This is a genomic window from Pseudobutyrivibrio ruminis, from assembly GCF_015057245.1.
Taxonomy (GTDB): domain Bacteria; phylum Bacillota; class Clostridia; order Lachnospirales; family Lachnospiraceae; genus Pseudobutyrivibrio; species Pseudobutyrivibrio ruminis_E.
In genome coordinates this window covers 304,029-316,433 of the sequence record NZ_SVET01000002.1, presented here as the reverse complement: position 1 = coordinate 316,433, position 12,405 = coordinate 304,029, and the positions used below count along the sequence as shown (strand labels likewise).

Here is a 12,405-nt window from a genome sequence, read left to right as displayed (position 1 = left end):
CTCTAGGGCAGTATGTCCTAGGGCCTTTTTGAATATTGCGGAAAAAATTTTAATCAATTAATTGTGTGTTCCTATTGAATTTGATACAATATATTGTAGTATCATGTGCAATAGGAAGAACGATATATGTCAGACAAGAAAAGGTTTAGTATTGGTGGGTTCGAGTTTGAAACTCACTATGAATATCGTGCAGCCCAAGAAGACGTCAAAAAAATAGAGTGCATTAATGAGGAGCTTGATATACAAGATCCAGAGGTTGCCCTACGCCTATATAATGATATTCGTGATGGCATCATTACATTCAACAGTCCAATCGGTGCTCAGTACACAGAACACGTGGCGGATATTGTGGCAAACAAATCCGCAGGACTTCTAGACGATAGAGAGATAATCGAAGAGGCAGCAACCAAGGCAAAAAGCTCCAGACGCCTAGGACTTGTATTCGTAGCCATGGCTGTGGTGCTCATTGGAGTATACGCCGGGGTAGAAATAAAGGACGTTTATGAGACCAGGAAAATAGCTGCAGAGATACAAAATCGAGAAGATAATACCCAAAACACTAATATTTCACAAAATAACGTTAATATTGATAATGATAATGACGATATAGATTCTGTAGAGGACTCAAATGGAGGGGATGTGTCGTCCAATTCCGCTGCAGCCAATGAAATCACTGAGGATTTGATAGTAAGTCCTTGGGATAAGAATTATGCAGCAGATGAGCGAGAAATTCTTCCAGATATGACTGAGCTATACTCGCAAAATAGCGATTTCGTAGGGATTCTGGAAGTCGTTGACACGGATATCAACTATCCAGTATGTCAAACTCCAAACGACCCTGAATACTATTTGAGAAGAGATTTCTATGGAGAAACGAGTACCGCCGGTACTTTATTCGTCGATTATCGTTGCGACATAGTTAATCCGACCACTAACACCATCATTTATGGTCACAACATGAGATCAGGGACCATGTTTGGTGGATTAAAGAGATACTTAGACTATGATTATTATCAGTCGCATAAGACGATAATCTTTAAAACTCTATATGAGGAGCAGGAGTACGAAGTTGTAGGTGTAGGCCTGTCAGCAGTGGGTTATGATGATGACGACAGCTACAAATACTACAATTTCATTGACGCAGTTACAGGCTCAGAGCTCCAGGAGTTTTTAGATAATATCCAAAGTTTATCGGTATACGACGAGACAATCGACATAAGTTCTACTGACAAGATTTTGACGCTCAGTACTTGTAATAGTTACACCGAAGACGGTCGCATGTTTGTGGTGGCAAAGAGAGTCAAATAAAAATAACAGAGCCTAAAAACTTGGATTTAGGGATGGGAATGCTATGGTGAAAAAGAACAAGGGATTATTGAAAAAAATAGGATGTATTCTAATTAGCGCATCTATTCTTCTGACGGGCTGGACCTTCTTTGGCAGCTCAATTTCGATTGCAGACGGGGACACGACTATCGTGGACGAAGTTTTGAACGAGGACCCAGATACAACTGAAGAAGATGTTGAAGAGGTGGCAGAGACCGAGGAGACTGAAGAATCGGAAGACGCAGTTGATTCTTCAGAGGAAACAACAGAGGAAGCCACAGACGAAACAACCACGACCTTCAGCACTGATTCATTAGAATTATATAGCTTATCAGCAGCTGCTCTTGGCACATCGCTTGCATCAACAAATTCAGATGGAACATATACAGATGATGATGGAGCTATTTACAATAATAGCAGCAAGACAGAGTTGATTAGTGTACCTGATGGAGTTACATCATTTACAGTTCCATCGTCAGTAACAGTAGTTGATGACAATGCATTAAGCAATAGTGATGTTACAACATTAATATTTGCAAATGGTAATAATCTTACATCATTTGGTAGCCAAAGTTCTTGGTATGCTACAGGAACAACAATAGATTTGACAGGCTCAGACGAAGATAGCTATGCCGTAACATATTTTCGAAGTATGATGGAAACACTGCTAGCAAGCGGCGTCCTCATTCAAGTAATATTTGACAGTTCAGAAGAGAATGATACAACAAGCTATACAATTACTTATGACTACAAGCTTTTAAATGCTGATGGTAGTACACTTACAACAATCGAGAGTGTATCCACAGAATCAGTTGCTGCTGGTGAAACGCCATCAGGAATTACAGATGACACATACACTTACAATAGCATCACATTTACACGAGTAGAGGATGATGATCCAACACTTGCTGCAGCTACAGCATCTACTACATATACATATACATTCCAAAGTAGTGCTACAGTATATGCTATTACTATTAATTATCAGTTGAATGATTCTACTGGTACAACAGTAAAGACAGTTACTGCTGATACACTTGTATATGCAAGCGGAGATACCCCTACATATTCCGCACCATCTACCTATACATACGATTCAACAGATTATAACCTTACAACAAGCCCAACATTTACAACTGTTACAGCAGATGCCACATATACATATGTATATACCGCATCATCCAGCGGAGGTTCAGATAGCACAACTACCTACACAGTAACAGTCAAGGGTAACTTCTACGAGAATGATGGCACAACATACATCGGTGAGCGTACAATCACATCATACACTCAGGCGGCTGGCAAAGTGATTTCAGCCCCAACTGTGGATGGTTACACAGCATTTGGCACAACAACATACACTGTCACAGCTTCAAACAGCCAGACAGCTACATTTACTTATAAGAAGACCACAGCATCTTCATCTTCTACAAAGAAGTTTAAGGTCACAGTTTACGACGTATTCTACGACCAGACAATGACAAAGAAGATTGAGACAAAGACACGTCAGACTGATACATACTCTCAGGGCGACACATTCAGCTATGATCCAAAGACATACTCTGGATACGAATATGTAAGCGCAGAAAACCAGTCAGGCACAGTTAACGCAGACAGAACAGTTACATTCAAGTACAAAGCAACAACAGCTTCTGGTAAGACAACCAGCAACTCAAAGTATTCAGTTACAGCTGGCGCCAACCAAAAGGTACCATCAAATGTAGGCACAGTTAAAATCACATGTGACGGCCCACTTGATAAGATTGTTGCAATCAAGGTTGATGGCGTAGCACTTGCTCAGAACCAGTTTACTGTAGAGTCAGGCTCAACAATCCTTACTCTTACAGCATCATATGTTTCAAGCCTTTCAGCTGGAGATCACGTAGTCAGATTTGATTACACAGACGGCTGGGCAGAGACATTACTTACAATCACAGGAAAGACAACAACTACAGTTACTTACAAGGTAAGCAGCGACGGTTCAATCTCTTCTGGGCACACAAAAGATACAACACCTACTACAGCAGATGGATTCGATAGCAGATATTTACTTTGCTTAGCAATCTTCTTACTTGGAGCAGGTACAATTCTTTTCAGTAAGCAGAAGAAACTTGAGGCTATTCTTGCAGGTGATAGAGACGACGAATAAGTCGGGTGAAAAATATGATAATAGAAACTATTATTTATGTAGCACTTATAATTGCATTATTTGCTGTATGTGATAATAGATTTTCAAGGAGATACTATGTCCCATTAAAGGTGATTTGTAGTATCTCCTTTTTGGTTATTCTATTTATCAATCAGTGGTATTCAGAAAGACTAGGCTTGCTTCTGTGGGCCTTATTAGCCTGTTTTATAGGCGATTTGATGATGGGCCTATACAATACCTACAGCCGCAAACAAGCCATGGAAATAGGCATTATAGCCTTTATGCTGGGCCATGTAGGCCTGCTTAATTACATGTGCCGCATCACGGTAGGCACCAATGTGCTTGTGTACATCGTGCCAGTGATTCCTTGTCTGATACTTATTGGCATGCAGAAGTGGTGTCACCTCCATATGGGCAGTCTTTTCGTTTCATGCATAATCTACTGCTACTTCGTATCTACAATGACTTTAAAGGCACTGGAATGCGGTTTAAACGGCACACCAATCCTTGGCATAGCCGGAATGCTTTTCCTGTTCAGTGACTTCACAATATTGTTTTTGTATTTTTACCATTATAAAAACCGCGACAACAAGCGGATAGTGCATTACATAAATTTGGGTACGTATTATACAGCAATATTGTTATTTATATATAGCCTATAATAAAAGCCAGTATGTAGGCTTGTAGCCGTAACATACTGGCTTCATTAATTTTGTAGTTTATTGTATATATGACACGAATACATTGCCGTAGGACTCGAAGTAGGTAGTGGCCTCAGCGAGACTCATCTTTTGATTCTGGCTTGTCATAGGATCAAAGTATATGATAGAGCTTGCATCGTATCCTACGATGAGCACTGCAGTGTCATCACCGGTGTATGCGTACACAGGTGTGCCAAGGTTTACATAGTAGAGCACCTGGCTAAGTGACAATCCTGTTAAATCAAGAATGTCGTAATCCTTCAATGTCTTTGAAAGCACCGAAATAGGTGTTTCTCCTGATTCTAACAGTGTGTGCACCTGCACATTTTCTCCAGCCTGAACAAGCATAGCTGAAAGGGCTCTGGCGCTGCCGGAAGCCTCCGAATCACTGGAACCAACGGCGATTCCTGTGATTGCATTCTGATATGACTTGCGGCCTCGTTTCCACACATATTTAGGCGTATTATCAAGCACGATTCCCATGTTTTCATCGGCCTCGGTGATGGCACGATTCAAATCGTCAGTGGCCAGCGAAACCTTGCTGCCAACGTATACAAAGTATTGCGTAGAGCTTGTGGCAGAGGCAACGGAAATTGAGTGGCTGCCATCGGCAAGTACCAGGCCAGGCACATCGTAATCCACTTTGCCAAGCTTTTCGTCTTCCTCCAGCTCGGCCATTGTAAGAACAACAACCTGTTCCTTTGCATCGTCTGATATTGTGCTAACATCAACCGCTTTGTTTTGCTCGCCGGCACTGTTTTTGATGGTGTCCCCATCAGCGGTGGTGATAATTCCCTCAGAATCTATCTGAATTCGTTCAAGATAAATGGTGTAGGATTCAATTGAAACATCTGTAATGTAGTAACCATTCTTCTGATATGTCATCAGCTCACGTCCTGAGCCAGAGGAGATATCAGCGATTGTCAGTTTGTACATTGGATAAACAGTGGAGCCGGCACCGTCAGTAGTGATGTCGTTCTCATTTAAAGTACCATAGATCAAATCGTCATCCAAAAAGGCAAGCGGCTTTAAAAGCTGTCCTGTGCCTGCGGAAATATCGTAGGAATTTCCAGTCTCCAAATCCATGATGTGGATTGAATCTGACATATCCTCCTGATCCATCCAAGCCAGGTATCTGCGGGATGCAGATACAGCGTATTGAGCATCATCAAGGCCTGTCATCAGCTCTTTAGTGGTAAGCTCGTTTAAGTTCATATATAGAAGAGTTCCATTTACCATGATGTAGAACTGGTTGTCAGCTGTCTCGTACAAAAGCTCCGAGAAGTTGGCGTTCAAAATCTGGTAAGAGCTTGTAGAGGTGATGAACACCTGCTCAGTGGAAGTATCTTCGATGGCATCATAGTGATAAAGATTGATTCCACATTCGCCTTCGTGGCTGCCGGAATTCATGTATCCATAAACAACATAGTCCATAGTACCGGATTCATCGATATTCAAAAGAAGAATCTGGTGTTGGTCATAAATAGAACGGCTGTCAGTAGGGTCGTCCACAAAGCTGAAAATTTGCTTAAGTGTGCGGTCCGTCTGATTGTATTCGTAAAGTGAACCGTTTTGAACGAATGAAACAATGGTTCCAGTTTCGTTTGACATATACTGTAAATCTGGATCAGTGATGCCGATGTTTAGCACGTTTTGGCTAAAGGAAACGGACTCCTCATCCAAAATCTGCTCCATAGTTCTGTCGTAAGAAAGCAGATATAATCTGTCGGAGGTATAGCGGATTCTGAAATCCTCTACGCATGTGTAGTACTCAGATTTACCAGAGTTATCTCTATTCAATAGGTAAGTGAATGTGAGGCTGATATAGTTGCTGCTTATATCGGTGAGAGCAGTGTTTACATCACCTACCTGTGTGCCATCAAATCCGCTGTATGAAATCTGTGCAAGATTTGAATTGATAGTAACATGGTTTAAATCCGCTGAAGCAGAAGATGAAGGCTCAATATATGTGGCTAAATCTGTTGCATCCTCAGAAAGAGCAGTGTTGTGGAAGTACTGAGCAAAATCAAGTATCTCTTCCTCGTTACATCCGTCTGGCTGCATGATTCTAGTGTAGTAGTAGATTTCCTCTGAGCCGCTTGTAAGAGTAAGAATAAGAAGATACTCCTCATTCTTCTCAATCAGGTTTTCCGCCTGGAAGCTAGCTGTGAGAATGCCATCATTAGATGTAAATTCCAGCTCGTTATTCGAAATGTTTCGCTGGGTATCCAAAGAGCGTATCTCATATGATAATCCATCCACATCGTAGTCCTTGGAATCCACCGTGATAGACACGTTTCTTTCGGAATCCAAAGGGATGATGGCGTCTCGCATGTAGGCTGGGTCCATCTCTGTTACATAGCCGTGCAGCTCGGTATAAGCATCACCAAGATAATCAATGGTGACAGTAGGCAGTGTAGGAGAGGCCTGGGCCGATACCTCCTGGGGCTCGCTGATATTGGTGACTATCTCGAAAAACACCACCGAAACCACGAAAACAACCATCAAAATGGCCACTCGCTTAAGGATTTCTGTAGGGATGCCCTTCTTATAGAATTGTAACTTCATATATTCTCGCTTTCTTGATTAAATATCTTTTAAGTGTTATAATCCGTTGGAATTTTGATTTTAAGATATTCAGATGTCCTATCTTTAATAAGAAATGTTTTTCTTTGATAGGCTCTGAATATTTAACATTTTATCACTATTTTTTCATACTGTCTTGATTAAATTAGATTAGATGTAATTTGTGCTAATCGGAGGATTCATGAAAAGATTTTTTTCAAAAATAAAGTCTGGCTTTGTATGGCTGGGAAAGAACATAAAAAAGCCATTTATCAAAATGGCTAACTCAAAGGTTGTTCAGTCTTATCTAGGAAGCAAGTTCCATAAAACATGGTTGATGTTGTGGGATAAATACTCATTCTGGATGCACATTCCACTGGCCATGATACTGATATTTGTTATGGAGTGGATGTCACGTCATTCATTTACAGCAGCATGGGGCTTCGTAGTTAATCACACAGGACCTTTCCTATTTAATTCATATTGCATATTCGTAGCACTTTCAATTGTGTTCCTTAGCAAGAGACGTGGTTGGTGGCGAGTATTCATCAGCATGATTTTTATAATCCTTGGTATTATAAACTGCGTCATTCTGTTGAACCGTGTTTCACCATTTGGTTACACTGACTTATACATGATCAGTGACTTGCTTACAATGCAGGATTCCAACTACTTCTCAGCACAGGAAGCCATGCTTGCAATCACAGCCTTGGTAATCTACATAATCATCATGATTATCTACTTGAAAATAGGCAAGAAAAAGCAGAACGGCAAGCCATTCTGGCAGAGATTGATACTTGTGGTGGCCCTTTGGGTTTCCCTTTATCCATCCACATTGCTTCTTAGAAACTCAGGAATTATGACATCCTATTTCGGCAACCTTGCCCAGGGATATTTAGATTATGGATACTTATACGGCTTCTCTACTTCGGTTCTCGACCGTGGTATGAACCGCCCATTTGGTTATTCAAAGAGCAAAATCGAAAGCATCGTTGATGAAGATTCTGCTTATGTAAGCACACTTGAGATTCCATCTGAGGACGACTCTCAGCCAAACATCGTTGTTATCCTGCTCGAGTCATTCTATGATGTGTCAGAGGCGGATTTCATCGAGACTAGCGAGGATCCAATTCCTTTCATTCACTACCTTGAGCAGAACTATTCTACAGGCCACTGTATAGTACCTGTAGTTGGTGCCGGTACATGTAACTCCGAGTTCGAAGTTCTTACAGGTCTTAGCTGTAATTTCTTCGGCCCAGGCGAGTACCCACAGAAGACCATCCTTAAGGAGACAGATGTTGAGAGCTACGCTGATGTTCTTTCAGAAGATGGCTATAGCACTCACGTTGTACACAACAATGGTGGTAACTTCTATTCAAGAGCAAACGCATTCTCCATGATGGGATTTGATACATTCACATCTAAGGAGCTTTTAGATATTACAGATTACACTCCACTTGGTAACTGGCCTACAGACGACATCCTTATTGATGGTACTCTTGATGCCATGAATTCTACACCAGAGAGTGATTTCGTATACACAATCACAGTTGAAGGCCACGGAGCCTACCCAACTTACCAGGTTGAGGAAGACCCAGCTATCAAGGTCAACGCAGTTGGCAAGACAGAAGAAGAAAACTGGGCTTGGGAATACTACATCAACCGTATCTACAACGTAGATGATTTTGTTAAGCAGTACATAGAAGCACTTGATGCCAGAGGTGAGGATACACTTGTTATCATGTTTGGTGACCATCTTCCAACTATGGGTCTTACAGAAGATGAGATTGCTACCGGTGATCTTTACAAGACAAAGTACTTCACATGGAACAACTTCGGTATGGAAAAGGTTGATGAGGACCTTGCTTCATACCAGCTTGTATCAGAGTTCTTAAACAGACTCAATATTCACAACGGAAACATCAACGCTTACCACCAGACAGCAATGGCTGAGGGCAAGCAGTATGGAACTAGTGATTACATGAATGACTTACGTATGCTTCAGTACGATATCATGTACGGAGATCGTTACACATACGAGGTTGGCACAGAGTACGGCCCTTCAGACTTAATCATGGGTGTAAATGATGTCACAATCGATAGCGCATACTTCTTCAATGGAAGGTTGCATATCTATGGTGATGAGTTCACTAAATGGTCTAAGGTATACGTAAACGACGAACAGGTTTCAACTAAATACGAATCTGGACAGGTTCTTTCAATAAAGGCTTCTGATGTTAAAAACGGCGATGTAATTAAGGTTTGTCAGGTAGGTAGTTCAAACACCATCTTCCGCGAATCAAATGAGTACACCGTATTCGATCCGAACTATGTTGAGGAAGAAGAGGAAGCAGAATTAGAGGAATCTGAAACATCAGAAGATGCAGATGAGTAATAAAAAAGGTCGCAAGGCGTTAAGCTTTGCGACCTTTGTTTTTATGTGTGACTGTTTCGATATTCGCTAGGAGATTGATTGCTGTATCTTTTGAATGCTTTTGAGAAAGTGAAGGAGTCGGAGTATCCTACATTAAAAGCAATGGTATTGACGCTTTCATTTGACTTTAAAAGCATTTCAGAAGCTTTTTTCATGCGATAGGTGGCCAGATAGGATTGAGGAGTGTAACCGGTGGCATGTTTGAACACTCGGGTCAAATAACTCCTGTTTAATCCACAGGCATTGGCGATGTCTTCCACATTGATTGGTTCGGAATATTTCAGTCTGATATATCTGATAGCGTTTTTTACATAGGCAAGCCGAGGGTCTACTTCTGTGGATTCGGTCTTGGTGCTGGACTTCTCTAAGAGGCAGCTGAACATCTGATAAACCATGGCGTAGCAATAGCACTCATTGTCATAATTATCGTATATACGATTTATATATTCTACGATTTCACTGGCATCACCGTTAGGCGTAAATATTGGTTGCTCTAGGGAAATTCCTGCTGAATTGAAAAGCTCGGTAACTCGAGGGCCGTCCACGTGTATCCAGGTATATTCCCAAGGATTCTCGGTATCCGCCTCGTAATAAGCCTTCACCTTGGCCGGAATCAGAAAGCCTTGGCCTGCATGAATCTCATATTTCTTATCATTCATATACAGATATCCCATACCGGAAATAACATAGTGAAAGATGGTCCTTGTGCGGATGATTGGACCATAATTATAGTTTGGCTCGCATTTATATCGTCCAACCTCAAAAAGATAAAAATCATTTGAGGTAGTAATATCTATAAATCGGCACTTATCTACGCCTCTAATTTCCATACGATTCTCCCAAATGTCACAAAGTGACATGAACATGAAAAATTGAAACATCTTAATTGTTCTATGTAATCAATATAATGATTATAGCAAAAAAGAAGGGCAAAGGAGAAAATATGGGAATAATTTTTAATGAGAAGGAAAAACAATTTCATATATTTAATAAATCGCTAAGTTATGTGATTGGAATTTGTGAGGATGGAGATATTGGCCAGCTATATTTTGGAAAGCCAATTCGCACAGATCAAAAGCTTCATGATTATCAGTCATATGGCATCAGACCGCTGTGCTGTAACGAAAAGGATGATGAAAAATACACCAAGGAATTAGCCCTATTGGAGTACCCAGCATTTGGCGATGGAGATTTTGGTTCAAGTGCATACGAAGTTCTTCAGGAGAATGGTTCTAGAGTGACAAAGTTTACTTACCAATTTCATAGAATCTACAAAGGCAAGGCGCCTATTCCAGGTCTGCCAGCAACCTACACAAATGAGGATGAAGAAGCAGATTCTTTGGAGCTTGTTTGCAGGGATTTGATATCTGGATTGGAAGTGACTTTGTGCTACACAGTTTGGGAGAATTATTCTGCCATCTGCCGTCATACAAAGCTAAAGAATACAGGCGACAAAAAGTTAAAGATAGAGCAGGCACTTAGCTGCAATGTTGATTTTCCAGATACCAAGTTCACATGGCTTCAGTTTGAAGGAGCATGGGGCAGAGAGCGAAGTCCAAAGGAAAGAGATATTTCATCGGGTATCACAGCCATTGAAAGCCTTCGTGGCCATTCCAGCGCTAATTACAATCCATTTGTAATTATTAAAAGAAAGAATACAGATGAGTTACAGGGGGAAGCCTTTGGATTCAATCTAGTCTATAGCGGAAACTATATTGCAAAGGCCCAGGCTGACACTTTCGGAAAGCTCAGATTCAATATGGGAATCAATCCAAAGTGGTTCCAGTGGCCACTTGAGCCTGGGGAAGAGTTTAATACTCCAGAGGTCATCATTACTTACACATCAAACGGGCTCAATGATTTGAGCCAAAACATCCACAGGCTGATGAACAACAACCTGGTGAGAAGCGCCTATAAAAACAAGCCACGTCCAATTCTTCTCAACAACTGGGAAGCTACAGAGATGGATTTTGACGAGGAAAAAATCCTTAAGATTGCCAGCAAAGGAAAAGAAGCAGGAGTGGAGCTTTTTGTCCTGGATGATGGCTGGTTTGGAAAGAGAAATGACGATTTTGCTGGCCTTGGAGATTGGTACGTAAATACCGACAAGCTTCCAGATGGCATCAGTGGATTATCGAAAAAGATAAATGAACTTGGATTAAAATTCGGACTATGGATTGAGCCGGAGATGGTAAATGAGGATTCCGATATGTACCGCCAGCATCCTGATTGGGTACTTGCAGCGCCATACAGACCACGCACATTAGGTCGCCATCAGATGGTACTGGATTACTCAAAGCCAGAGGTTGTAGACAACATCTACAATCAGCTTTACGAAGTGATTTCAAACGCCAGCATCGATTACATCAAGTGGGATATGAACCGTTCAATCACCGAGTGTTATAGCCAGGATGTAGATAAAAATCAGCAGGGCATGGTTTATCACAAATACATTATGGGCGTGTACAGCTTGTATGAAAGATTGAGAAAGGCATTCCCACATATCCTATTTGAATCATGCGCCAGCGGTGGTGCCAGATTCGATGCAGGCATGCTTTATTATGCGCCACAGGCTTGGTGTTCAGATGACACAGATGGCCATGAGAGAGTGAAGATTCAATATGGCACCAGCTACGGCTATCCGGTATCTATGGTTGGCTCACACGTATCGGCATCACCAAATTTGCAGACACATCGCGCTATGACCATAGATGATAGGGCGAATGTGGCATACTATGGCACATTTGGTTATGAGCTTGATTTGAATGAAATATCTGAAGAGGATTTCGAAAGTGTCAAAGAGCAAATCAAGTTTATGAAGGAGTACCGTGAGCTGTTCCAGTACGGTAATTATTACCGTCTCCAGTCTCCATTTGAAAACAATATCTCAGCATGGATGGTTGTATCAGATGATAAGCAGACAGCAATCGTTACCACACACAAAACAGAAAACATTCCAAACTGGGGAATTGAGAGAATCAAGCTTCAGGGGTTAAATCCAGATATCGTATATACGATAAATGATAAGGATGATATTTATGGTGACTATGTAATGAATGCTGGAATTTCCCTTATGAACAAGGAAAGAAACTGGTATGAGAGTGATGGAGACTACACAACTCATATGTACATCCTAAAAGGGAAAGTCACAAAATGACATCTTTTGGAATAATTAATCCATATAAAGATATGACAAAGAAAGCTAATATGAATTTAGAATAAAAATCGGC

General features: G+C 41.1%; 7 protein-coding genes. 5 read left to right on the top strand and 2 right to left on the bottom strand.

The genetic code is table 11. The features are described 5' to 3' along the window. The first annotated feature begins 126 nt into the window (after window positions 1-126). Genes E7274_RS03455 through E7274_RS14405 form a run of 3 tightly spaced genes read left to right on the top strand, consistent with a single transcriptional unit; the run spans window position 127 to window position 4,137 of the window. Window positions 127-1,308, top strand: a complete 1,182-nt coding sequence (locus tag E7274_RS03455; RefSeq protein ID WP_304173742.1) for a class B sortase — start codon at window positions 127-129, stop codon at window positions 1,306-1,308. A 43-nt stretch (window positions 1,309-1,351) separates the two neighbouring features. Next, window positions 1,352-3,475 carry a hypothetical protein gene (locus E7274_RS03450; protein WP_304173741.1) on the top strand — a complete coding sequence of 708 codons (2,124 nt, stop codon included), beginning with the start codon at window positions 1,352-1,354 and terminating at the stop codon, window positions 3,473-3,475. Window positions 3,476-3,489: 14 nt separating this feature from the next. Beyond that, window positions 3,490-4,137: a lysoplasmalogenase family protein gene (locus E7274_RS14405; RefSeq protein ID WP_442960410.1), complete on the top strand. Its 648-nt coding sequence runs from the start codon at window positions 3,490-3,492 to the stop codon at window positions 4,135-4,137. 57 nt (window positions 4,138-4,194) lie between these two features. Here the strand turns inward: E7274_RS14405 and E7274_RS03445 are convergent, their stop codons facing one another. After that, entirely contained in the window at window positions 4,195-6,744 is a 2,550-nt protein-coding gene (locus E7274_RS03445) for a hypothetical protein (protein WP_304173739.1), read from the bottom strand. A 199-nt stretch (window positions 6,745-6,943) separates the two neighbouring features. Here E7274_RS03445 and E7274_RS03440 point away from each other — a divergent pair, with 199 nt between their 5' ends. Further along, a complete protein-coding gene (locus tag E7274_RS03440) occupies window positions 6,944-9,136 on the top strand; it encodes an LTA synthase family protein (RefSeq protein WP_304173737.1) in 2,193 nt (730 codons plus the stop codon). 41 nt (window positions 9,137-9,177) lie between these two features. Here E7274_RS03440 and E7274_RS03435 read toward each other — a convergent pair whose 3' ends face one another. Then, window positions 9,178-10,005: an AraC family transcriptional regulator gene (locus E7274_RS03435; protein ID WP_304173735.1), complete on the bottom strand. Its 828-nt coding sequence runs from the start codon at window positions 10,003-10,005 to the stop codon at window positions 9,178-9,180. Window positions 10,006-10,118: 113 nt separating this feature from the next. Here E7274_RS03435 and E7274_RS03430 point away from each other — a divergent pair, with 113 nt between their 5' ends. Beyond that, window positions 10,119-12,332: an alpha-galactosidase gene (locus E7274_RS03430; RefSeq protein ID WP_304173733.1), complete on the top strand. Its 2,214-nt coding sequence runs from the start codon at window positions 10,119-10,121 to the stop codon at window positions 12,330-12,332. Window positions 12,333-12,405: the final 73 nt, after the last annotated feature.